Below are 23,282 nucleotides of genomic sequence, written 5' to 3'. Positions count from 1 at the left end.
GACTCCAGACCCGAGGTCTCCGTGTTCATACGGTGGAGAGTATGAACGCGCCCACCGGAGAGGTCATCGAGAAGGCCGTGCTGCTGGCCGGTCGCGCCCCCTCGTTGCACAACAGCCAACCGTGGCGGTGGATATTCGACGGTCACACGTTGCGGCTGTATTCGGTGTCCGGTCGGATCCTGCCCGCCACCGACACCGCGGGCCGACAGTTGCTGATCAGCTGCGGAGTCGCGTTGGGGCATCTTCACGCCGCCATGGCAGCAGCTGGTTGGAGAACTGTGATCGAGAGGTTTCCCAATCTCAACCAACGCGACTACCTGGCCGCCGTCGAGTTCCGGCCGGCGCTGATCGTCACCGACGCCGACCGCGAACGCGCCGACGCCATCCTGCGCCGCCATACCGACCGGCTCCCCTTCGCGGAACCAACCGACTGGGAAGATTTCGAGATAGTGCTGCGCAGCACCCTCGACCCCGACGGCGCGGTCCTGGATATCCTTCCCGCCGACAGCCGCCACGACCTCGCCCGAGCCTCGAAGCTCTCCGCCGCGTTGCGGCGCTACGACTCCGGATACCAGGCCGAATTGCGCTGGTGGTCCGGGCATCCCGTCGAGAGCGCGGGAGTGCCCCCCGAAGTGCTGACCTCCCAGGAAGACTATGAACGTGTCGGCATCAACCGGAAGTTCCCCTCCGGATCCGCTGGACCCCGGGATGCCGACACCGGGACAGACCGAGCGGCCGTGTTGGTGCTCTCGACCGACGACGATTCCCCGCGAGCCCTACTGCGATGTGGCGAGACGCTGTCGACCGTTCTGCTCGAGTGCACGATCGCCGGCTACGCGACCTGTCCCCTGACCCACCTCACCGAACTTCCTAGCAGCCGCGATATCGTCCGCGAACTGACCGGCCGCGGCCAGCGACCGCAGGTACTCGTTCGCGTCGGTACAGCGCCGCCGTCCCACGCCGAGCCACCCGACACACCCCGCCTGGCCCTCGAAGACATCCTCGAGTGTCGTGGATGAGACGCCCCTCCATTCCTCGGACTTTCCGACGGGAGCCGCACCGCGAGGGATGGCACGGGTCGCGGTTTCGCGTCGAGCGCGCGGCGAAGGTCGCAACCGTTACCGCGCGTCTCTCGTCCGCGCGCCGCGATCTGGCCGAGGTCACGATCGCAGGCCGTCCGACAGAGCGACGCCGCGGTCCCCGGCCTTCTCGATGGTCGGCGGTCCGGCGAAAGGCCGTTGCAACACGGCGAATCCCGGCGTCGTCGCCATGGTGACAACGGCTTCGAGCAGGGCCACGCCCCGCCGCGGACCAGGATCCTCGGTCAATACCGGGCCGAAGAATCCACGGCCGTCGACAGCGACGATCGGGCTGCCGCCGCGTCCCCCGAGACTCCGCTGACCGACAGCATGCGCATTCGCGATGGCGTCATCGAAGGCGGGGTCGTCCAGAGACGCCGAAAGCCCCGAATCGAGTCCGCAATCGTCGAGCAGTCCATCGAGCCCGTCGTGCGTCACATCGTCGCCGTGGACATGTATTCGTGTCCCGATCGTCTCGTAGAGCCGTGCGAATCCCTCCTGACCGTCGCGCGCGGTGACGGCGGCGAACAGCCGCCCCAGCCGACGCGACCGCTCGATCATCGGCCGATGATCGGCATCGACGTCCTCGCCCTCGTTCAGAACAGCCAGGCTCATCTGCCGCAGGGTGACCCGGGCGCCGACGGCCTCGGCGCAACCGAGTAGCCAACGCGAGGTCACCCACGCGAAGGGGCATACGGGATCGAGATACAGGTCGATATCGGTCATTGCGCATTCCTTTCTCGAACGCTGAATTCTTCAGGCCGACGAGCCGGCGCGGACACGACACGGGGGGCACATCGAGCTCGTTCTCGGATCAGCAGCACTGATCAGTATACCCCCTAGGGTATTTGACATCAGCGATCCGCCGATGCCGCGATCGTCGGCGACGCCGGGCATCGAGGCGCATGACGCCGAGGCGCGTGCGGCCGCCCATTCCGTTCCTAGATACCCGAGGGGGTATATTCGACGTGTGAGAGGAATACCCCCTGGGGTATTGTCGTTGACCGGAGCAGAACCCCGTAGGCGTCGCATACGCAACGGCTTTCGATGACGCCTCGGCGTCTGTCAGCAAATTTGTCGCCCAGTTTCGAGGAGAACCTTGATGAGTCACACCACGAGCATCGAGCCGACCGCCCCACCCGGTTCCCCGGCGGCCGCCGGAGGCTTGCTAGCCCGGCTGGGCGCTGTCATGGCGGGCAACACCAAGATCGTCTTCGGTGTCTGGCTGGTCGTACTGGTGGCGCTCGGCGCGGCGGCCCCCTCGGTATTCAGTTCACTGGCCGGAGCGGGCTGGCAAGCCGACGGATCGGAGTCGGTACGGGTCCGCGAGCTGGCACAGCAGCATTTCGGCGGTAATTCCTCTGCCGCGATACAGGTGGTTGTCCACTCCGACACGGCCACGATCCAGAGTCCGCAGATGCAGCGCGTACTCGGCCAGATCGACGAGGTATTCGCCGGTGACAGCCGGATCGGCGAGGTGATCGCGCCGCAGCCAGGCATGTCGATCAGCCCGGACGGCCACACCGGCATCCTCATCGCGGGGGCGAACGCGACCACCGACGAGATGGTCGAAGCCGTCGATGAGCACAAGGACGCGCTGACCGCGCTGGCCGGGAACGGGATCGAGGTCTACCCCACGGGAGCCTCTGCACTGTGGAGCGATTTCAACAAAGCCAATCACGACGCGATGATCAAGGCCGAACTGTTCTCTTGGCCGGTGACCCTGGCGATCATGGTGCTGGCGTTCGGATCACTGGTCGCGGCCGGTCTGCCGCTGCTGCTGACGTTGGCCGGTCTGGTCGCCTCGGCGGGCGGGTTGGTGTTGCTGAACCAGATCACCCCGATCTCGGTGTGGGCCATGAATTTCGCGATGATGTTCGCGCTTGCCCTCGGCATCGACTACGCGCTGTTCGTCGTCGCGCGCTTCCGCGAAGCGCTGCGCAACGCGCCCTCTCGGCGCGACGCGGTCGCCGAAACGATGGACACCGCGGGCAAGGCCGTCGTGCTGTCGGGCCTCACGGTGCTGGTCAGCCTGTCTGCCGTACTGCTGGTTCCAGCCCCCGCGGTGCGGACGATGGCGGTCGGAATCATGCTCGCGGTGGCATTCGTCCTGCTGGCCACCATGACCCTGCTGCCCGCTGCACTCGGCGCGCTCGGTGGCAGAGTGAACGCGGGCTCGCTGCCATATGCCAAGAGGCAGCAGCATCGTTCGCCGCGCTTCGCGGCCTGGGGCGATCTGCTCCACCGGCATCCGTGGCCGTTCGCGATCGGCGCGCTGCTCGTGTTGATCGCCTTGTCACTGCCGACACTGGGATTGAAGGTGGCCATGCCCTCGATCGAGGTCGTGCCCGGTGACGCCCCGGTGCGCCAGGGCTACGAACTGGTCCAGGCTCAGATGGGCGAGGGCGCGCCGGGCATGCTCCAGATCATCGCCCCCGCGGCCGACGCGACACGGACCGCACAGCTCGCCGCCGCGACCGAGGGCATCACCATGGTGACCCCGCCCCAACCCGCCATGGACGGCAGCGCCGTGGTCATGATGCAGGCGCTTCCCGGCGTCGATCCCTCCGATCCGCAGATGGGCGCGATCCTCGATCGGCTGCGCGCCGCGCTGCCCTCCGACGCCGCGGTGGGCGGTGCCCCCGCCGAGAACCTCGACCTGCAACAGGCGTTGAACGACTACTTCCCACTCATCGTCGGGATCATCCTGGTCCTGGGATTCCTGCTACTGCTCGTCGCGTTGCGGGCGCCGGTCATCGCCGTGCTCGGCACCGTGGTCAGCTTGCTCTCGACCGCCGCCGCGTTCGGTGTCGCGAAACTCATCTTCCAGGACGGGCACGGCGCGAGCCTGCTCGGGTTCACCCCCCAGGGATTTCTGGACGGGTGGGGGCCGGTGTTCTTCTTCGCGATGATCTTCGCGATCGCGATGGACTACACGGTGTTCCTGCTGGCCACAGCCAAGGAGCACTACGAGAGGTCCGGCGACCCGAAGATCGCCCACATCGATGGCCTCGCACACTCCGGGCGGGTGATCTTCGCCGCCGCGGCGGTCATGGTGGCCGTGTTCTTCACCTTCGCCCTGGCCGACCCGCTGCCCCCCAAGGAGATGGGCATCATCCTCGGCACTGCCGTACTGCTCGACGCGGTGCTCGTGCGACTGGTGTTGCTGCCGGTCCTGCTGCGATTGACCGGGCACGCCGCATGGTGGTCACCGGCCTGGCTGTCGAGGATCCTGCCCCGGATCAGTTTCGCCCACGACCGTTGATCGCCTCGGCCGAGCATCACAGCCGACGAAGCCCTCTATATACCCTCAGGGGTATCATGGAGTCGGGGGTCCGAGAGAGGAACACATCATGGTCGGCGACGAAGACAGTATCGCCCTGGTGCTCAACCGACTGCGCCGCGCGCACGGTCAACTCGCTGGAGTGATCTCCATGATCGAGCAGGGCCGCGACTGCAAGGACGTCGTCACCCAACTCGCGGCGGTTTCGCGGGCGCTGGACAGAGCCGGATTCAAGATCGTTGCCACCGGTCTGAGGGAATGCCTGAGCGGGCAGGCTCCGGAAGGGACCACCCCGATGACCGAAGCCGAACTCGAGAAACTGTTCCTGGCCCTAGCCTGACCCGGATCCGGCGTGGGCGCCACCCACAGAACAACGGAGAAGACCGATGCCACAGCTACCTCGCCAGCACGGCTGGTCCATCCCGCGAGTCGTACCGCTACTGGCCGGGTTCATGGTCTTGGTCAGCGCCCTGCTGACAGCGGTGGTCTCGCCGTGGTGGCTGCTGCTCACCGCGTTCGTCGCGGCGAACCTACTGCTCTACGGCACGCTCGGTTGGTGCCCGGCGAGTCTGGTGATGGCCAGGGTCGGGATTCCGGCGAGCGCCACGGCGTGTCCCACCCACACGAGAGAAAGCAGATCGTCATGAACAATTCCTTGTCGACCACCCTGCGCACGAGCTTCGCCGAGGCTGTCGAACGCACCCGCGACGCCCTGTCGCAACAGGGATTCGGAGTCCTGACCGAAATCGACGTGCAAGCGACGTTGAAGGCGAAACTCGGCCACGAGATGGAGGAATACCTCATCCTCGGCGCCTGCAACCCTCTCCTGGCACAGCGCGCGATCGAGGCGCACCGCCAGATCGGCCTACTGCTGCCGTGCAACGTCGTCGTGCGCCGTGACCGCACCGCCGAGGACACCGTCGTCATCGAGGCGATGGACCCGGAGTTGATGGTCCGGGTCACCGGGGAACCCACCCTCGAGCCGATCGCCGCCGAAGCCACCGCGAAGCTGGGTTCGGCCATCCGGACGCTGCGAGAGACCGCGGTCGACGCGTGAGCCTGTGGGTGCGCTGTGACCATCGACCCTGGAGAACAGGAGGAAGGCCCATATTCGTCACCGGGAGGTTCGGACGAGGATCACCGTTATGACCGACAAAACCTCTTCTACAGCCCTTTCCGTACCGGACCAAGCGATGGTGTCGTCGGCGATTCGGCTCGCGAGCCGGGCCCCGTCGGTCCACAACACCCAGCCCTGGCGGTGGATCTTCGATGACAGCCGGCTGCATCTGTTCCGCGATACCGACCGACTTCTCGTGACGACCGATCCCCGGGGCAGACAGCAGGTGATCAGTTGCGGAGCGATGCTGCACCATGTGCGCACCGCTTTCGCCGCCGAGGGCTGGCACACCGACACGGTTCGGCTGCCCGACCCCGAGCGCCCCGATCTCCTCGCGACCATCACCTTCCGACCGTGGCCCGAACCACCCGAGGGGGTCCGACAGCGAGCCCGCGCCATCGAAACGCGGCGCACCGACCGTTTGCCGATGCTCGCGCCCGACGGTCTGTCCGAACTGTTGCACACCGCCCGCCTGCTCGTACACCCGCATGATCTCGAGCTGGATGTACTCGAAGAATCCGCGGGGCCGCGCGTCGCCGCGGTGTCCGATCAGGCGACGTCGCTACAGCGGTACGACATGGAATACCAGACCGAGTTGCACTGGTGGGCAGGGCATTCCGATGTGACCGAAGGGGTGCCGTCCCACGCACTGCCTTCGGACGCCGAATCCGCCCGGGTGAGCGTGGGGCGGAATTTTCCCTCGGCGCCGCATTCGGCCCGGCGCGGTGACATCGATGACCGCGCTCGACTGTTGGTCCTCAGCACGGTGAGTGACTCGACGTCGCAATGGCTCCAGACCGGCGAGGCGTTGTCGGTGCTGTTGCTCGAATGCACCGCGGCGGGGCTGGCGACCTGCACGCTGACCCACATCACCGAACTACCCGCGGGACGGGGAGTCCTCGCCGGACTCCTGCCCCGGCCGGGCGTGCCGCAGGTGGTCATCCGCGTCGGCACGGCCCCCGAGGACGCGGAGCAGGACATGATCGCACCGACACCACGTCGACCGGTCACCGACATTCTCACGCTCCGGCAGCGATGAGCGGCGCACACGCGACGATCCACATGCCGGATCGAGTCGCGTGGACTCGGCCCGGACCGATGTGAACGCCCTATTTTCGCAGGTCGACCTCGTCCATCTCGGTCTTGTCGACGAGTCGGATCCCACTCACGATGGTGGGGTCGATCGCGATCACGGTGTCAACGACCTTGTCCACCCATGGCCGCAGGAGCCGTTCGTATCTCGCGACCCGGTCGGGTTCGGTCACCGGACGAGCGATGCCGGTGACCACCACCGACCACCCGACCCGGCGAACGGGATCGATCTCGTCGGCTTCGTAGGCCACCACCACACCCGAATTGCCGCGCACCGCGGTGGTGAGCGATGCCGCCAGCCGAGTGCGGACGATGATCGAGCCGTCCGTCTCGACCAGATGATTCACCGGCCGGATCGCCGGTAGCGCGTGGCGGGTGAACACCACCCGGCCCACCGGAGTGCCTGCCAGCAATCGCAGTGCCTCGGCGCGGTCGAGTCGCTGGAGGGCACGGCCCGGTTCGTCGAGAGCGGAGTCCTCGATCATCACGCGCCGCCATGATCGGTCGGCGCCGGAGCGACGAGGGCCAAGTCGCCGTCGTACCGTCGGTACAGCAACCGGCCTCGCTTGTCACGCGGGTCGGTGAAGAATACGAACGGAAGCCCGTAGCGGCACAGCCGCACTCCCGCCTCGGCGTCGGTCAGCAAGAGTGCGGGGCGTGGATTCACGCTCAGCGGCAAGGTGTTCGACCGCGGTGGATCGACCCGACGCTGCCGCGCCAATCGCACACCGTGGGGGCCCGCCCAGTAGACCGCGGCATCTTCGCCGGTCTCGGCGTCGCTGAACAGATGGGCGTCGTAATCCATCGCATCCATCGCGGTCGCCGCACTTCTCGGATCGCCCCGGCGTAGCTCACAGTACTTGCGGCGCACGACCGGTCGAGGTTCGGTCACCGCGGCCAGCGCGGGTCTTGCCGGATCCGGCCAGACCCGCGCCACGTCACCGGCGGCGATCCGTGCGATCTGCCGATCCAGGCGTTCGGCCACGAATTCCGCGAGGAATCCGGTCGGACCGCCGACCTGCACCCGCACCGGTATCTCCCGAAATCGGGTGTTGACCTGGGCCAGCACCGGACCGTCCGGACACGCCGCCGCGCTGAGCCGAAGGCGAGAGGGCGCGCCGATCCGGTGACAGCGCAAGACCCGACCGACCGATCGCAGGGTGCGTTCGACCTCCCACGGCTCGATCGCACCCTCAACTACGAGTTCACAATGGGTGACCGTGCCTGCCGGACGCATTTCGGACAGTTCCACCTACCACAACCTCACTTTCCGAGTCCAGGATTCGAGCGCCACCCATGGCATCATTCGCGGCCGCGAAGTCGACAGGGCACAAAGTCCCGGGAAGTCACCACGGAATACCTCCCCCGACGGAGCTTCCGATCGGAGCCGTCGCGACACGACGGCGATCACCCGGCGGCGGTCTGCTGATTGTCGGCCAAGGTGAACAGCGCCTCGTCCTCCTGCGCGAAATGCAGGGTCAAGATCGCGTCCAAGCCGTAGAGGGTCGCCCGTAGGTCATCGACCTGATCCGGCTGGATGCCGCCGGGCGAGGCATCGAGGTGTCGGCGGATTCGGTCGGCGAATCGGTCGATCTCGACATGTTCGCGACTCATGGCGACCATCGCCTCGGGGTCGCGCAGATAGTCGGCCAGCGCCGGATACAGGTCGGATTCCTCGGCATGCTCGTGGGGCAGCAGATAGTCGGTGAGCAACGCCAGCGCTCGACGCACGGCACGATCGGCCGCCGGACCCGGACCATCGGCCAACGAGTCGGCGGCAGCGCGAACCGAGGCACGCGCCGCGTGCAACCGCTCGTGTTCGCGAGCGAATCGGCCTATCAGCGGGTCGATCGCGGTGCTACCTCGCGCGGATCCGATTCGGATGGCCCGCAGGGCATTCGAGATGACCGCGATGTCGATGCCCTCCTGTACAAGGGCGCCTGCCGCCGGAGCCAGCAGGCCGAACGCGGCCGCGATCATCGCCAGCAGGGACAGTGACATACCCGCGACCGCGCTCTGTACCGCCAGGCGCCGTGTGCGTTGAGCGATCTCGACGGCGTCGGCGAGCCGGTCGATCCGATCATCGACGATGACCGCGTCCGCGGCTTGGACCGCGGCGGTCGATCCGCGCGACCCCAGGGCGATACCGACGTCGGCCGCGGCGAGCGCGGGCGCGTCGTTGACTCCGTCGCCGACCATGACGGTGATCCCGTGACGCCGTTCGGTGCGGATCGCGGCGATCTTGTCGGAGGGGTCGGCCTCGGCGAGTACCTCGGTCAGGCCCAACATCCTGGCGACATCGGTGGCATTGTCCACGCGGTCGCCGGTGAGCAGCAGCAATCTCTTCAGCCCCGCGGCCCGCAACCTACGCGTGGTCCGCGCGGCATCCGAACGCAGACGGTCACGAACCAGCATGGCCGCCACCGGTTTTCCGTCGACCGAAACCCAGATGATCCCCGCCAGGTCCAGCCGTGCCCGCCGCATCGCTCCCGCTGCCCACGGCTCGGGCTCGATGTCGGCGGGCAGTCGACCGACGCGCACAGCATGTCCGTCCACGGTCCCGGTCGCGCCTCGACCCGGGTGCTCGGACACTTCTCGCGCCTGGGCGGGTTCCACGCCACGACGAGTGGCGGCCAGAGTGACGGCGCGCGCGAGCACATGCGGCGAGAACTGTTCGACGGCAGCCGCTCGGCGCAGTACTCGCTCCTCGTCGACGCCGGGGGCGGTGAGGATCTCGACGACCTCGGGGTGGCCCACCGTCACGGTGCCGGTCTTGTCCATCGCCAAACTCCGTGCGCGCCCGAGCGTCTCGAGCGCGGCACCGTCCTTGACGACCACCCCGGCGCGCGCCGTCCGTGACATGCCCGCCGTGATCGCCACCGGGACGGCCAGCAGCAACGGGCACGGTGTCGCGGTCACCACCACGGCAACCGCGCGCACGGCATCACCGGTCGACGCCCAGGCCACACCCGCCACGGCGAGCGCGAGCGGCAGGAACCATACCGCGACCCGGTCGGCCAGTCGAGCTACCGGCGCACTGGTCGCGGCGGCCTGCCTCGCCAGGGTGACGATTCCGGCGTAGGTACTGCTCTCGGCGGTCGCCTCGGCGCGGATGTCGACTGCCGCACCCGCGTTGACCACCCCGCTGCGCACCCGGGTTTCGGCGCCGCGCGCGGTCGGAACCGACTCACCGGTCAGCGCCGACTCGTCGAATACGCCCTCCGCCATCAAGATCCCGTCGACGGGGACCGTCTCACCGGGGAAGACGGTCACGACGTCACCGGGGACAACGGTGGCGGCCGGGACTGTCTCCACCCCGTCCGGCGACCGCCTGTGCGCCTGGACCGGTGCTCGCTGAAGCAGCGCGGTCACATCGCGGCCCGCGCGCCTGCCCGCGTACGACTCGAGTATCCGCCCGGTGGCGACCATGAGCGCGATCAGCGCGCCCGCGAAGTACTCACCGACGATCGCGGAACCGGCCAAGGCGACCAGAGCGAGAAGATCCGCCCCGTAGCGGCCTTTCCTCAGATCTCGCAGCACCCACCAGGTCGCGGGGACGATGGCGACCACCACCGCCGACATCCACAGCAGATCCGCGGCGAACTCACTGAACGGCCGGGCGGCCAGCCCGGACACCACCAGCAGGGCCAACCCGCCGCCCAGCCCGATCTCGCGACGTAGATCAGCCGTGGCGGTCCCGGAGCGAACGGTCGTCGCGTCCATATGCTTCTCCTCCACGTGCGTTCCGATGCCGCAGGCACCGGACTTGTCAGTACCCGGTGTCACGACGGCGGAAGCCCGCGAATCCGGCGAGCAGAACGAGCACCGCGAACACTCCGATTCCGGATAGCCCCGCCGCGGTGACATCATCGAGCGGCACCGTCGGGGTGTGCTCGAACGCCGACGCGACGGCGAACCAGTTCGGCAGATCGAAGGAGTCGGCGAACAGCAGGGCGACCACGCAGTACCCGAAGATCGTCCACGCGAGAATCGCCGCGGCCCGTGGCATCCAGCCGAATCCGATCACCGCGACCGCGGCGATCGACCACGCCGCAGGCCAGTAGACCGCGGCGGCGGCGGTCATTCGCAGCGCTTGACCCCGATCCCCCACTGTCAGCGCATGGGCCAGGCCGATCCCGAAACCACCGGCCGCCGCGACAGCCGCGCCGCCGAGCAGGGCGATGGCCACATGGCCGGCCAGCCACCTCGTGCGCCCGACCGGGGCGGCGAGCAGCGCCTCGGCGTGTCCGGCGGTTTCCTCGCCGCGAGCGCGCAGGACAGCGGTGATCCCGTACGCCGCCGCGAGAAGGGAGGTCATCGACACCGACAGCGCCAGATAGGAATCGACGGCGTCGGCGGCGCCGCCGGGGAGAAAGGCGGCGATCTCGGGATTGTCGGCGAGGTAGTCCGCGATACTGTCGGCGAACGACCCGTAGGCGGCGCCGAGTGCGAAAACGCCGACACACCACCCGATCCACGAACCTCGCTGCAATCTCCAGGCCAGGCCGAGCGGCGAGCCCAGCGCCCACGAGGCGTCCGCCGGACCGGTCCCGTAGGACAGCAGGCCCGCGCCGAAGTCGCGCCGATCCAGCAGCACGAACGCGGCGGTGACCAGGACCGCGCTCGACAGAACGAACAGGGTGACCGGCCACCAGCGGTCGACCACATAGGGATAGGTGCGCTGCCCCCACCCCAGTGGGGACGCCCACGACAATGTGCCGTCACCGACATCGCCGACGGCACGCGCCACGTAGGACGCGGCCAGAACGAGGGTCACCGCCCCGTAGACACCGCGCGGATTCTCGAACACCTGCGCGGCCAGTGTGGTGATCGACGCGAAGGTCAGACCCACCCCCGCGACGCTCACCCCGAGCAACAGCGAACCGGCCGCGGGTAGTCCCGTCGCGACCGCGGCGCCGAACACTGTCACGGCGACGGCGAGATCGGCGACCAGCGCCACCGCGAGCGCGGCGAGCGCGGGAGCGCGCCGACCCACCCGCGCCGAACGGATCAGTTCGTCTCGTCCGGCCTCCTCGTCCGATCGCGTATGCCGGACGATCAGGAACATGTTCATGAGCGCGATGACGATCGCGAGGTAGGCGAAGATCTCGAACAGGATCTCGCCCCCGATCGTGTCCAGCAGCCGGATCGGCCCGCCCAGGGCGACGGTGGCCGCGTTCGCGCCCATCGTCTCGCGCAGCTGGGCGAGTTCGGTCGCGGTGTCGTAGAGACGCTGACTGCTCAGCGACTGCATCGCCAACAGCACGATCGCACCGATCAGCCAGGCGGGCAGCGCGACGCGTTCCCGCCGTAGCGCGAAGCTCAGCAGAGTGCCCGTGCCGGTCGCGCTGGACAGCGGTCGACGCGCACGCGGTGTCCGGGTGGTCACACCATCACCTCCACCGGCTCCGGACCGTAATGACGCAGGAAGATGTCCTCCAGTGTCGGTGGCGTGCTGGTGAGGCTTCGGACCCCGGATGCGGTGACCGCGCGCATCACCGCGTCCAGGTGGGCGGCGTCGACATCGAACCTGGCCCGGTTGCCCTCGACGACGAGGTCGTGCACGCCGTCGATCGTGTCCAGACCCGAGACCGGTGAAGCTGTTTCGACGGTGACAGCGGTTCTGGTCAGGTGCCGCAATTCGGCGAGTGTGCCGCTTTCCACCGTGTGTCCGTCACGGATGATGCTCACCCGCTGACACAGCGCCTCGACCTCGGCGAGAATATGGCTCGACAGCAGCACGGTCCGCCCCTGCTCGGTCAGTTCCCTGACACAGCGCTGGAACTCCGATTCCTTGAGGGGGTCCAGACCGACGGTCGGTTCATCGAATAACAGCAGTTCCGCATCGGAAGCCAGAGCCGCGACGAGTGCGACCTTCTGCCGGTTTCCTTTCGAGTAGGCGCGGGCCTTCTTGTGCGGATCCAGGTCGAACCGCTCGAGCAGTTCGGCCCGCTTGCGCCGGTCGATCCCGCCACGGAGTCTGCCCATCAGATCGATGATCTCGCCACCGGTGATGCCCGGCCACAGCGTGACCTCCCCGGGGACGTAGGCCAGGCGGGCGTGCAGTTCGACCGCGTCGCTCCACGGGTCGCCGCCGAGCAGTCTCACCCGGCCCGCGTCGGCGCGCAGCAGGCCGAGAAGAATCCGGATCGTCGTCGTCTTCCCCGATCCGTTGGGGCCGAGAAAGCCGTGCACTTCCCCGGTGCGCACCGTCAGGTCCAGCCCGTCGAGTGCCTTGGCACGGCCGAACGATTTCGTCAGGCCGGAAATCGAAATCGCGGAATCGGTCTCCATTCCCCCATCGTGAGCCGGCCCCGTCCGGCAGGGGCAGGGCCGAAGGTCCCGCCGCGGGCGCCGGTTCGCCCCTACCCGCCCCGGTGACGCGAACCGCTCACACTTCGCCCGCCCGACCGTGGCCATGGACCGGCGGCCGGCAGGGCCGGAACGGTCCTTGGGCATCTCGATTCGGGACCAACGGCAGCCGTGCGAACCCGGACGCGTTCCATAACCTACGGGTGACCGAATTGCCGGACCCGAAGGGACACCGCACATGTCTGTCCAGCCAACCGACGATCCGCATCGGCTCGCGACTGCCGAGGTGGTCGTCGGCATCGACGGCTCCCCCTCGTCCGACCTCGCTGTGCGCTGGGCCGCCGAAATCGCCTCGCGACGGCGCAGGCGGCTGCGTATCGTGCACGCGCTGAATCTCGCCGCGACCCAAGCCGTCCTCGGCATGTACGACCTGATGGTGCCCTCGGTCACCGAAACGCTGCGCGAGCAGGCTCGGAGTCGGGTCGCCACCGCACACCGACTCGCCCGTGAGATCGACACCGAACTCGACGTCGCGACCGAGGTCCGCGACGGGCATCCGGCGAAGGTCCTCATCGATGCGTCCGCCGCGGCACATCTGGTCGTGCTCGGCGCGGGCCCCGGCGGCCCACTCGTCCACCTCGGGTCCACCTTGCTCGCCGTCACCGCCCATGCCGAAGGGGCGGTCGTGGTGGTGCGCGACACCGGCACCGAGCAACAGACACGGCACAGCGGCCCGGTGGTGGTGGGAGTCGACGGCAGCCCGTCCAGCACGGCCGCGATAGCTTCCGCGTTCGCCGAGGCCTCCCTGCGCGACGCGCCCCTGATCGCGCTCCACGCCGCCAACGATATCTCCGCGGTCGCCTTCACAGGACTGACCGCCGTGCTCCCCGCCCGTGAGTTGGAGCTGGTCGCGCGAGAAGTGCTGGCCGAGCAGCTCGCCGGATGGCAGGAGAAATATCCGGATGTCACCGTCGAGCACAAGATCTATCCGGCCGACGCCCGCAAGCACCTGCTCGAATGGTCGAGAACAGCACAGCTGATCGTGGTGGGCAGTCGTGGCCGCGGCGGATTTCTGGGGCTGCTGCTCGGCTCGACCAGCGGCGCGCTCGTGCAGCAGGCGTTCTGCCCCGTCCTGGTCGCGCATCCGGAATAGAGAACGGCGATGTCGCATCAGGACGACCCCTTCGCCCACGCCGAACACACAGCCCACGCCTGGCTGCGTCGAATCACCGACGATCTGGCCACCGACGACCGCGTCTTCGCTCACCGCGTCCTACGCGCGTGGCTGCACACCGTGCGCGATCGGCTCGAGGTCGACAGCGCCGCGCATCTGAGCGCTCAATTGCCCGAACTACTGCGCGGCATGTTCTTCGAAGGCTGGGTTCCGGCCCGTGTGCCGGTCCCGCCTTCCTCGTCTGCCTTCATCACCGAGTTCGCCGTGGAAGCCGGGGTGAACGAAGACGAAGCCGTCGGCGTGATCTGGCTGGTATCCGAGGCGATGCGAGATCTGCTCGCGCCCGGACAGCTCGCACGGACCTGCGCGGTATTCCCCGCACGGTTGCGCGATCTCTTGCTGGGCGTCTCCACCGGCCCGTTCGACGAGCAACCCACCGAGGTCGGGTGACAGTGTCTCGGCGGCCACCCACAGGACGCGGCCCGGTCCGTCGACCGCGACACGCTCCGCGATGCGGATACGGATGCGACCGACTCGATCACCGTGTACCGCCGACCGAGAGCAGACGGTTCGGTCACGGCAGATACCCGTTCTGCCGACAGATCTGATTCCATTCCCGCGCCCACGATCCGGCCCGGTGTGCGTCCAACAGCCGCCCGGTGACCCATACCAGCGTCAGCGCGGCACCCCATACCGCCGACAGGAGCATCAGCCCGATACCGACGCCGCTACTGATCGCGGTGTCGGATCCTGGTGGCGCGGTTGTCGGTTCGCCATCAGCGGACAGCCAGATCGGGACCTCGGCGCCGATTCGTGATCCGGCCGGGACGCCGGTGACCGCTGTCCTGTCGTGTCCGTTCCGGATCCAGCGCACCCTCGCCTCGAATCCGAGCTCGGCTGTCGGGTACCGGCTCGCGGACAGGATCCGATCGGGCTCGGATACGACCGTGGCCGTGAGTTCGACCTTCGTCGCGCTCTCGGCTTCCACACGGGCGGCGGCGGCGGAGTACCCCGCCGTGCCCGCCGCACACGCCACCGGAACCGCGAACAGGACCGCGACGGCGGCGCATATTCCGACCAGCCCCTGGATCCGATCCGACGTACGCATCAGCGCACTGGAGCGCCACGGCCCGCGGCGCCACAACCGCACAGGCAACGATGGGTATTCCGACACCGCGATCACCTCTTCCGACGGGGCCTCGGCCACGCGAAATCGGGTCCGACGCCTGCGTCGAGCATCTCGCATCCCGCTGGTCCGATCGCAGAGACGAAGGTCCTCCACCCGTCAGGTCGACCGGCCTCACTTTCGGTAGTCACCTCGCCCCGGCCCGGGAACTCGCGATGCCTCGTCGGCCGATTCGGGACCAACGCCCCCCACCGCGTGACCCCTGGCCCTGTGTACGGCGCTGCGCCACGGCGCACGCTGAGATCGTCGGCGCGGCATCGGTAGTAGACGCGGCCGGGCAGCCGACCGCGGCTCCGCCTTGGGCCGATATCACTGCCGTATACCGATCGTCGAACCCGACGGACCGGACAGGGGCAGTCGGCCATCGGCGGTCTGTGAACACACGATTCGGTCCGCCCGGCGGACTGTCAGGAGGTTGGCGATGAAGCAGACCCCAGTGGATCCCGAGGTCTCACGCAGGATCTTTCGTAACCGGCACGAGGCGGGTCGGGTTCTCGCCGAATTGCTCGAAGACTATCGAACCGACCGGGATGTGGTCGTGCTGGGATTGGCTCGCGGCGGTGTCCCGGTCGCTTGGGAAGTCGCCGCGGCACTGGGCGTACCACTGGACACACTGATCGTGCGAAAGCTCGGCGCGCCGGACAATCCCGAGTTCGCCATCGGCGCCCTGTCGATGGGCGGACGAATCGTGCTCAACGACGATATGATTCGCGGCCTGCGGATCACCGGCGAGCAGGTCCGTCGGATCGCGGCCGAGGAGACCGAGGAGTTGTATCGCCGCGAAGCGGCCTATCGGGGCGAGCGCGGCCCACTCGACATCGCGGGGCGCACGGTGATCCTCGTCGATGACGGATTGGCCACCGGCGCGAGCATGTTCGCGGCGGTCGACGCGATACGGGCGCAGGAGCCGAAGCGGATCGTCGTCGCGGTCCCGGCCGCACCCGAGTCGACCTGCCGTGAGCTCGGGGCCAGCGTGGACGAAATGGTCTGTGCGACAATGCCTTCACCGTTCGGGTCGGTCGGTGAGTCGTTCTGGGATTTCACGCAGGTCACCGATGAGCAGGTCCGGGTGCTACTGGCGACGAAGACCACCGGAACCGCGATCCCCCGCGTCGATGCCGTGACGAGCATTCGCGAGGCCGCCATCGAAACGCGCGACGGCGTGCCTCCCGCCGATGTTCTCGATGACCTGGTCGGTGACGCGCGGATCGTATCGATAGGCGAAAGTTCGCACGGCACAAAGCAATTCTACGCCGCACGCGCCGCCATCACCCGATGGCTGATCGAACGCAAGGGTTTCACCGCGGTCGCGGTCGAGGCCGACTGGCCCGATGCCTACCGGGTCAACCGCTACGTGCACGGACTCGGCGCCGACACCACCGCCGAAGAGGCGCTGCGGGGATTCGAAAGGTTCCCGGCGTGGATGTGGCGCAATACCGTGGTTCGCGAGTTCGTCGCCTGGTTGCAGGATCACAACGTCGCCCAGCGACTGCGCGACCGCCCGCGCACCGGCTTCTACGGCCTCGACCTGTACAGCATGCACCGGTCGATGCAGCAGGTCATCGCCTACCTCGACAGAGTGGATCCCAGCGCCGCACAACGCGCGCGCGCCCGTTACAGCTGCTTCGACCACGTGGCCGGCGACGACGGGCAGGTGTACGGATTCGCGGCCGCCTTCGGGGCAGGAAGGTCCTGCGAGGCGCAGGCCGTACGGCAACTGCTCGAATTGCAGCGTGTCGAGTCGGCGCGCGAGGAATCCGACTCCGAGGACCGCTTCGACGCGCTGCGCAACGCGTGGGCGGTGCGCGACGCGGAGGCCTACTACCGGGCGATGTTCGGCGACCGAGCGTCGTCGTGGAATCTGCGCGACCGCCACATGGCCGATACCCTCGACGCGCTCATCGAACACCTGGACAGCGGCGGCGAGGACACCGACCGACCGGCTCGGGTCGTCGTGTGGGCACACAACTCTCACGTGGGCGATGCCCGCGCCACGGAAATGGGTGCCGAAGACCAGTTGACCCTGGGCCAGTTGGTGCGGGAGCGCCACGGCGGGCACTCCCGCTCGATCGGCTTCAGCACCCGCTGCGGCTTTGTCACCGCCGCCGAGAAGTGGGGTGGCCCCGCGGTGCACGCCCTCGTGCGCGATGCCCTGCCGTCCAGTGTCGAGCAGTTGATGCACGACACCGGCCGACCGGAATTCATGATCCGCATGGATGTACCGGGAGAGGCTGTCGAGGTGATGCGCCGACCACGCCTCCAACGAGCCATCGGCGTGATCTACTGCCCCGAGACCGAGCGCCAGAGCCATTACTTTCACGCCCGGCCCGCCGATCAATTCGACGCGCTGATCCACATCGATCGGACCACGGCCATCGAACCGCTGGAACCGACGAGCCGATGGTCGCGTGGTACGACACCGGAGACGTATCCCTCCGGGCTGTGAGCATCCCCCCTCACCCGCGAACCACGATCATCGGGCACTCCACCGAATGCAGCAACGCATTGCTGGTGGAACCGAGCAACATACCCGCGAATCCGCCTCGGCCGTGACTGCCCACGACGACCAGTTGAGCGTTCTCCGACTCGTCGAACAGGGCGCGGACGGGGCGGTCCACCTTCGCCACCCGTCGCACCGAGACATCGGGGTAGCGCTCGGAGAAACCTGCCAATCGCTCGGCAAGCGACCTCTCTTCCGCCCCACGCACCGAATCCCATCCGGACCAGGGCAGATCAACGCCGCCCGCATCGCTCCAGGTGTGCACCGCCGTGAGCCCCACCTTGCGCATAGAGGCCTCCTCGAAGGCCAATTCGATCGCGGGCACACTGTTGTCTGTGCCGTCCACCCCCACGACGACGGGACGGCCGACCCATTCCGGATCGAGACCCGCGATGTCGTGGATGACCGCCACCGGACAATGCGCGTGGCGGACGACGGCCGTGCTGACCGACCCGAGCAGCCCACGCTGGAACGCGCCGATGCCGCGACTTCCGACGACGAGCATGCCCGCGTGTTTCGAACGCTCCAGCAGGTCAGGTATCAAGGTGTCGTAGGAAACCTCGGTCGTGACAACGAGCCCCTCGCCCGACACCACCTCCCTCGCGATGCGCGCCGCCTCGGCGACTATCTGTTCGCGTTCGCTACGCAGCCACCGCTCGTCGGCCTCGCTCAATATCGGGCCCGGGCCCAAGCCGAAGGGGATCGAGAGCGCGGTGATCAGGTGCAGCGGGCGGCGGCGCAGCGATGCTTCGACCGCCGCCCACGCGGCCGCCTGATACGAGCACGCCGAACCATCGACAGCCGCGATCAGCTGTGAACCGGAGTGCTCGGTGCGGTGCTCGGTCATTGTCTGCCCTTCCTCGGCGGGTGTCGCTGGCGATATCGAGCCTTCCTGACACGGCCTTCTCACGGCAGGGACGAAAGTCCCTTGCGTCCGCGCCGAGGAATCCCGCGTACCGACAGTCGCTCGAGGATCGACGACTACTACCGAAGGTCCGTCGAACGATGGCGGTTCGGCACTGCCGGACCAGCGAGCCCGTACCTAGCATCGATTCTCCGGAACCGTCGCGCGGATGCTCGCCGCCGCACCACGAGTGCATGCGGATAAGGGACCCGGACATCGGAGCCGCGACGAGGTCGGGGACTCGAACGGGTCATGCGACCCGAATGGAGGATCGATGATGTCGTATCGGATCGCGGTGGCACGGTCACCGTCCCACACTCGACTCGAACTGCGGCGCGCCGTACGCGCCGACCGGGCGGGCGACGATATCGGCGCGGGTATGCGGCAGCTCTACGAGCTGGCCGCCCGCACCGGACTGGCACCGACCGGACCGCCCTCGACGACCTACTACGGCGAATTCGCGTCCGGCCGCACGATCGACACCGAATTCGGACTTCCCGTCACCGCGGGCCCCGTCGGCGAGACCCTCGACCAACTCACGGTGCGGCGAACCCGTCCGGCGCAGTTCGCCTACACGACCCATCGCGGCGGGTACGAGCACATAGGCACCGCCTATCGGGAGCTGTACGAATGGATCGGCGCCTCGAATCTCCGGGTCTGCGGACCCGCGACCGAGGTCTACCTCGTCGCGCCGGACGAAGCCGTCCACCCGAGCGAACTGGTGACCGAACTCCGTGTACCTGTCGTCTCGGCATCCGAGTTCGTGGTCCGCGTACCCGCGCCGCTCGCCGACGCGGTCGCGTTGGTGCGGGAGGTGCTGGACGAACACGGTTTCGTCATCGCCACCGAGGTCGATCTCCGCGCGAGGTTGCGGGACAGACTCCGCGTGGCGCCGGAAGGCTTGCTGATCCTCGGCGTGTACCACCCGGAACTGGCCTGCCGCGCACTCGAGCACGACCCCTCGGCCGGTCTTGTCCTGCTGTGCAACCTCGTGCTGCGCGCGGATGGCGCGAACACCGTCATCGAGACGGCCGACCCGGCCGGTTCGCCGGTCGACGACGACCGACCCGCACCGACACCGATAGCGCGGGAGCTCGGATCGCGGATGGTCGCGGTCATCGACACAGTGGAACAGCGTTCGCCTGCCCCGGGTCAGGTCGGTGGAATCAGCACACCGCGGATGCGAAAGTCCCCGCGCCTCGATGACCTTCGGCCATCCCGACGTGGTCGCGGATAGGCGATTGTTGGCTTGTTCCCCACGCGAGAGAGATTGCCGATGACCGATCACACGGTGCCCGCCGAGCTACGGGAGACCCATACCGGTTTGGTGGTGCTCTGTGCCGACCGCGCCTACAAGGTCAAGAAGTCGGTGCGCACAGACTTCCTCGATTTCAGTACACCGCGACTGCGTGAACATGCCTGCCTCAGGGAGGTCGAGCTGAACCGTCGTTTGGCAGCGGATGTCTACCTGGGCGTCGGCCATCTCAGCGACCCCTGCGGTGGCGCGGCCGAACCGGTGGTGGTGATGCGGCGAATGCCCGAGGACGCCAGGCTGTCCAATGTCCTCGACACCGCCGCGGGCACCGCGGAACTGTCCGCGCTGGTTCAGGTCATCGCCGAGTTCCACCGGACCGCGCGGCGAGGTCACGACATCGACACGGAAGGTTCCGCGGCCGCGCTACGCCGCCGCTGGCGCGTTCTGCTGGACGGTTTCATCGATCAACCGGCCGATGTCGCCGATCCGCGAATCGTCGCCAGGATCGAATGGTTGGCGATGCGCTATATCGACGGCCGAGAACCTCTGCTGAATGCCAGGATCGCCGAAGGCCGCATCGTCGACGGACACGGCGACCTGCAAGCCGAGGACATCTTCGAACTGGCGGACGGATTCCGTGTGCTGGATTGTCTCGACTTCGACGACCGACTCCGCTACGTGGACTGCCTCGACGACATCGCGTTCCTGGCGATGGATCTGGAGTACCGCGGACACGCCGAGCTGAGCACGCGACTTCTCGACGACTACCAGCGAGCGACCGAGGACACCGCCCCCACCTCGTTGCGTTCGCACTACATCGCCTATCGCGCTCTTGTCCGCGCGAAGGTCGACGTCATCCGTTTCGGTCAAGGCGAGGAAGCCGCCCGTGACAGAGTGCACCGGCACCTGCTGCTGGCTCTGCGCCACCTCGAGCGCGCGGCCGTTCGTCTCGTGCTGATCGGGGGCCTTCCCGGAACCGGGAAATCGACGGTCGCCCGCGAACTCGGCGCCGCCACCGATGCGGCACTGCTCTCCAGCGACCACGTGCGCGCACAGCTTCGCGCCGCGCACAAAGTCACCGGCGCGACAGGGAGCTTCGGCGTCGGCGCGTATTCGGCCACCGCGAAGGCCCGCGTATACAGCGAATTACGAAGTAAGGCAAGAGAACTGCTGGCCGCCGGCCGCTCCGTGATTCTCGACGCGAGCTGGATCGATGCCGTCGAAAGACAGCGCGCGGCCGAGCTCGCCGAGGAGTCGGACGCCGATATACTGCGACTTCGGTGCCATTGCCCCCCATCGGTCGCCGACAATCGTCTGCGCCACCGCGCGGGCGGTGACTCCGACGCGACACCACAGATCGCCGCGGATATGGCGGTGACGGCGAGCGTCTGGCCCGAGGCGGTGCCGGTGGATACCGCGTTGACCCTCACCGACACCATCGCCGCCGCGCGCCGCGCGTGGGACCGCGCGGAATCGACGGGTTTCGATCAGCAGATCGACGTCGGACTTCGGCGCATGTCACCGAACGCCGCCGTAAGCTGAGAACATGTGCGATGGAGGTAGTGCCACATGACCACAGTCTTCCTGGTGGACGACCACCACATCGTGCGACGCGGTGTCGCCGATCTGATCGGCGCCGAGCCGGATCTCGAGGTCATCGGCGAAGCCGGGTCGGTGTCGCACGCACTCGCCCGTATCCCCGCTCTGCGACCCGATGTCGTCGTACTCGATGTCCGACTGCCCGACGGCAACGGCATCGAGCTGTGCCGCGAACTGCTGGATCACCATCCCGAGCTGCGCTGCCTGATCCTCACCTCCTTCACCGACGAGCAGGCCATGCTCGACGCGATCCTGGCCGGTGCCAGCGGCTACGTCGTCAAGGACATCGGCACCCTCGAACTGGTCACTGCCATCCGCCAGGTCGCGGAAGGAAAGTCGCTGCTCGACAATCGCGCCGCGGCCGCCCTGATGGCGAAACTACGCGCCGAAACAGAATCCGACACCGGACCGCTCGCCACACTCACCGACCAGGAACGCGTCCTGCTCGGATTGCTCGGCGAGGGACTGACCAACCGCCAGATCGCCGGGCGCATGTTCCTGGCGGAGAAGACCGTGAAGAACTATGTCTCCCGACTGCTGACCAAACTCGGTGTCGAGCGGCGCACACAGGCCGCCGTGCTCGCCTCCAAGCTCGATCCGCCCACCCGCAAGGAATGGAAGGAATAAGTCGTACGCGGGGATCGCGTCGAGTGCCCGCTCCGGAGGGCATGTTCGAGCACGATGACCGTGACGCGCCCGTCCGCGTGGGGCTACGCGGACACTCCCTCGAGAACATGCCTTCGGTCCCGGTGATTCGGGACCAAAGACAGCCGTGGTCGACCACCCGCGATCCTTAACCTACGGGTAGTCGAAATCAACGGACCCGAAGGACTCCGACTCATGTCCCCCAGCAATGACAACGCCATCATCGTCGGCATCGACGGTTCGAAGAACGCCTTGGCCGCCGTGAGCTGGGCAGCCATCGAGGCGGCCCGGCGCCACCTCCCGCTCACTCTGCTGCACGGGATCATCGCGCCGATCGAATTCGGCCCGGGCATCGCCTTCGATCAATTCGACTACGACATCTACCGGCGCGACGGTGGCGCCGCCCTCGAGACCGCACGCGAGGCCGCGGCGGCGGCCGCCGCTCCCCTCGGTGACATCGACATCATCACCGACCTGATCCAGGCGCCGCCCATTCCGGCGCTGCGCGACCGATCCAAGAACGCGCGGATGCTCGTGGTGGGCACTCGCGGACTCGGCGCTTTCGGGCGAGGCATACTCGGTTCGGTCAGCACCGCGCTCGCGCGCCACGCCGAGTGCCCCGTCGCGGTGATACCGCAGACATACGCCGTCCCCGAACGGCCCGGCCGCGTCATCGTCGGCGTCGACGGCTCCCCGGCCAGCACCAACGCCGTGGAGATCGCCTTCGACCAGGCCTCGCACCGCGGCGCCGAACTCGTCGCCGTGCTGACCTGGACGGAGCTGTTGCGCTACCTTCCTCGCCACCAAATGCAGCAGGAAGCAGAAGAGTTGGTCGCCCAGGCCCTGGCGGGGTACTGCGAGACCTACCCGGACGTGCCGGTGTCGCGGATCGTCGTCGAAGACCGCCCGGCGAAACGTCTACTCGAGACCGGCGAACACGCGGAACTCATCGTGGTCGGCAGTCACGGCCGCGGCGGATTCGCGGGCATGACGCTCGGTTCGGTCAGTCAAGCGGTGCTGCACGGCGCGCAAGTGCCGATCATCATCGCCAGGACCCGGAGCTGAGAAGCGTCGGACAGGGACATCTTTCGTCCGTGCCGGACCGGGCCGCACGACACCGGGGGACGACGACGTCG

The 23,282-nt window shown here is 67.8% G+C and carries 21 protein-coding genes; 13 read left to right on the top strand and 8 right to left on the bottom strand.

The features are described 5' to 3' along the window. Positions 1 to 41: 41 nt before the first annotated feature. Positions 42 to 1,019 (top strand): Acg family FMN-binding oxidoreductase, encoded by a 978-nt coding sequence (locus DAT37_RS00590; protein ID WP_198654026.1) that lies wholly within the window; start codon positions 42 to 44, stop codon positions 1,017 to 1,019. 141 nt (positions 1,020 to 1,160) lie between these two features. Here the strand turns inward: DAT37_RS00590 and DAT37_RS00585 are convergent, their stop codons facing one another. Continuing rightward, a complete protein-coding gene (locus DAT37_RS00585; RefSeq protein WP_109522673.1) occupies positions 1,161 to 1,805 on the bottom strand; it encodes a mycothiol-dependent nitroreductase Rv2466c family protein in 645 nt (214 codons plus the stop codon). Positions 1,806 to 2,181: 376 nt separating this feature from the next. Between DAT37_RS00585 and DAT37_RS00580 the strand changes: the two genes are divergently transcribed. The 5 genes from DAT37_RS00580 (at position 2,182) to DAT37_RS00560 (ending at position 6,518) form a co-directional block, all read left to right on the top strand. After that, positions 2,182 to 4,344: an MMPL family transporter gene (locus tag DAT37_RS00580; protein ID WP_109522672.1), complete on the top strand. Its 2,163-nt coding sequence runs from the start codon at positions 2,182 to 2,184 to the stop codon at positions 4,342 to 4,344. Between the two features lie 88 nt (positions 4,345 to 4,432). Beyond that, positions 4,433 to 4,702, top strand: a complete 270-nt coding sequence (locus DAT37_RS00575; protein WP_109522671.1) for a metal-sensitive transcriptional regulator — start codon at positions 4,433 to 4,435, stop codon at positions 4,700 to 4,702. 46 nt (positions 4,703 to 4,748) lie between these two features. After that, the gene (locus DAT37_RS00570; RefSeq protein ID WP_109522670.1) at positions 4,749 to 5,009 is read left to right on the top strand and encodes a YgaP family membrane protein; all 261 of its coding nucleotides are present in this window, start codon (positions 4,749 to 4,751) and stop codon (positions 5,007 to 5,009) included. Beyond that, positions 5,006 to 5,419 carry a DUF302 domain-containing protein gene (locus DAT37_RS00565; protein ID WP_109522669.1) on the top strand — a complete coding sequence of 138 codons (414 nt, stop codon included), beginning with the start codon at positions 5,006 to 5,008 and terminating at the stop codon, positions 5,417 to 5,419. Before DAT37_RS00570 ends, DAT37_RS00565 begins: the two co-directional genes overlap by 4 nt. Positions 5,420 to 5,507: 88 nt before the next feature. Continuing rightward, on the top strand, positions 5,508 to 6,518 hold the full coding sequence (locus DAT37_RS00560) for an Acg family FMN-binding oxidoreductase (RefSeq protein WP_109522668.1): 1,011 nt from the start codon (positions 5,508 to 5,510) through the stop codon (positions 6,516 to 6,518). A gap of 70 nt (positions 6,519 to 6,588) precedes the next feature. Here DAT37_RS00560 and DAT37_RS00555 read toward each other — a convergent pair whose 3' ends face one another. The 5 genes from DAT37_RS00555 to DAT37_RS00535 all read right to left on the bottom strand — a co-directional run bounded on the left by DAT37_RS00555 (position 6,589) and on the right by DAT37_RS00535 (position 12,865). After that, positions 6,589 to 7,056, bottom strand: coding sequence for a pyridoxamine 5'-phosphate oxidase family protein (locus DAT37_RS00555; RefSeq protein WP_109522667.1), 468 nt, complete (start codon positions 7,054 to 7,056; stop codon positions 6,589 to 6,591). Further along, complete coding sequence (locus DAT37_RS00550) at positions 7,056 to 7,823, bottom strand: sigma 54 modulation/S30EA ribosomal C-terminal domain-containing protein (RefSeq protein WP_232839410.1); 768 nt, start codon at positions 7,821 to 7,823, stop codon at positions 7,056 to 7,058. The genes DAT37_RS00555 and DAT37_RS00550 overlap by 1 nt, the downstream gene beginning before the upstream one ends. 155 nt (positions 7,824 to 7,978) lie before the next feature. Further along, positions 7,979 to 10,294 carry a heavy metal translocating P-type ATPase gene (locus DAT37_RS00545; RefSeq protein WP_109522666.1) on the bottom strand — a complete coding sequence of 772 codons (2,316 nt, stop codon included), beginning with the start codon at positions 10,292 to 10,294 and terminating at the stop codon, positions 7,979 to 7,981. A 46-nt stretch (positions 10,295 to 10,340) separates the two neighbouring features. Then, positions 10,341 to 11,960 (bottom strand): ABC transporter permease, encoded by a 1,620-nt coding sequence (locus tag DAT37_RS00540; RefSeq protein ID WP_232839409.1) that lies wholly within the window; start codon positions 11,958 to 11,960, stop codon positions 10,341 to 10,343. Then, complete coding sequence (locus DAT37_RS00535; protein ID WP_109522665.1) at positions 11,957 to 12,865, bottom strand: ABC transporter ATP-binding protein; 909 nt, start codon at positions 12,863 to 12,865, stop codon at positions 11,957 to 11,959. Before DAT37_RS00535 ends, DAT37_RS00540 begins: the two co-directional genes overlap by 4 nt. Positions 12,866 to 13,121: 256 nt before the next feature. On the opposite strand from DAT37_RS00535, the gene DAT37_RS00530 reads away from it, so the two are divergent. Then, the gene (locus DAT37_RS00530; RefSeq protein WP_109522664.1) at positions 13,122 to 14,036 is read left to right on the top strand and encodes a universal stress protein; all 915 of its coding nucleotides are present in this window, start codon (positions 13,122 to 13,124) and stop codon (positions 14,034 to 14,036) included. A gap of 9 nt (positions 14,037 to 14,045) precedes the next feature. After that, a complete protein-coding gene (locus tag DAT37_RS00525) occupies positions 14,046 to 14,507 on the top strand; it encodes a DUF2267 domain-containing protein (RefSeq protein WP_109522663.1) in 462 nt (153 codons plus the stop codon). Between the two features lie 124 nt (positions 14,508 to 14,631). On the opposite strand, the gene DAT37_RS00520 is transcribed toward DAT37_RS00525, so the two are convergent. After that, on the bottom strand, positions 14,632 to 15,303 hold the full coding sequence (locus DAT37_RS00520; RefSeq protein ID WP_456320107.1) for an Rv1733c family protein: 672 nt from the start codon (positions 15,301 to 15,303) through the stop codon (positions 14,632 to 14,634). A 361-nt stretch (positions 15,304 to 15,664) separates the two neighbouring features. On the opposite strand from DAT37_RS00520, the gene DAT37_RS00515 reads away from it, so the two are divergent. Then, on the top strand, positions 15,665 to 17,689 hold the full coding sequence (locus DAT37_RS00515; protein ID WP_198654025.1) for an erythromycin esterase family protein: 2,025 nt from the start codon (positions 15,665 to 15,667) through the stop codon (positions 17,687 to 17,689). Positions 17,690 to 17,699: 10 nt separating this feature from the next. Here DAT37_RS00515 and DAT37_RS00510 read toward each other — a convergent pair whose 3' ends face one another. Beyond that, complete coding sequence (locus tag DAT37_RS00510) at positions 17,700 to 18,590, bottom strand: universal stress protein (RefSeq protein ID WP_109522661.1); 891 nt, start codon at positions 18,588 to 18,590, stop codon at positions 17,700 to 17,702. A 334-nt stretch (positions 18,591 to 18,924) separates the two neighbouring features. On the opposite strand from DAT37_RS00510, the gene DAT37_RS00505 reads away from it, so the two are divergent. From DAT37_RS00505 to DAT37_RS00490, 4 genes are all read left to right on the top strand, one after another. Beyond that, positions 18,925 to 19,884 (top strand): GyrI-like domain-containing protein, encoded by a 960-nt coding sequence (locus tag DAT37_RS00505; protein WP_198654024.1) that lies wholly within the window; start codon positions 18,925 to 18,927, stop codon positions 19,882 to 19,884. A gap of 39 nt (positions 19,885 to 19,923) precedes the next feature. Further along, positions 19,924 to 21,444, top strand: a complete 1,521-nt coding sequence (locus DAT37_RS00500) for a bifunctional aminoglycoside phosphotransferase/ATP-binding protein (protein ID WP_109522659.1) — start codon at positions 19,924 to 19,926, stop codon at positions 21,442 to 21,444. Positions 21,445 to 21,471: 27 nt separating this feature from the next. Continuing rightward, positions 21,472 to 22,128: a response regulator transcription factor gene (locus DAT37_RS00495; RefSeq protein WP_109522658.1), complete on the top strand. Its 657-nt coding sequence runs from the start codon at positions 21,472 to 21,474 to the stop codon at positions 22,126 to 22,128. Between the two features lie 213 nt (positions 22,129 to 22,341). Beyond that, positions 22,342 to 23,211, top strand: a complete 870-nt coding sequence (locus tag DAT37_RS00490) for a universal stress protein (RefSeq protein ID WP_109522657.1) — start codon at positions 22,342 to 22,344, stop codon at positions 23,209 to 23,211. Positions 23,212 to 23,282: the final 71 nt, after the last annotated feature.

Origin of the sequence: Nocardia aurea (genome assembly GCF_003123685.1) — a bacterium.
GTDB lineage: Bacteria > Actinomycetota > Actinomycetes > Mycobacteriales > Mycobacteriaceae > Nocardia > Nocardia aurea.
This window is presented reverse-complemented; position numbering and strand designations above follow the sequence as displayed.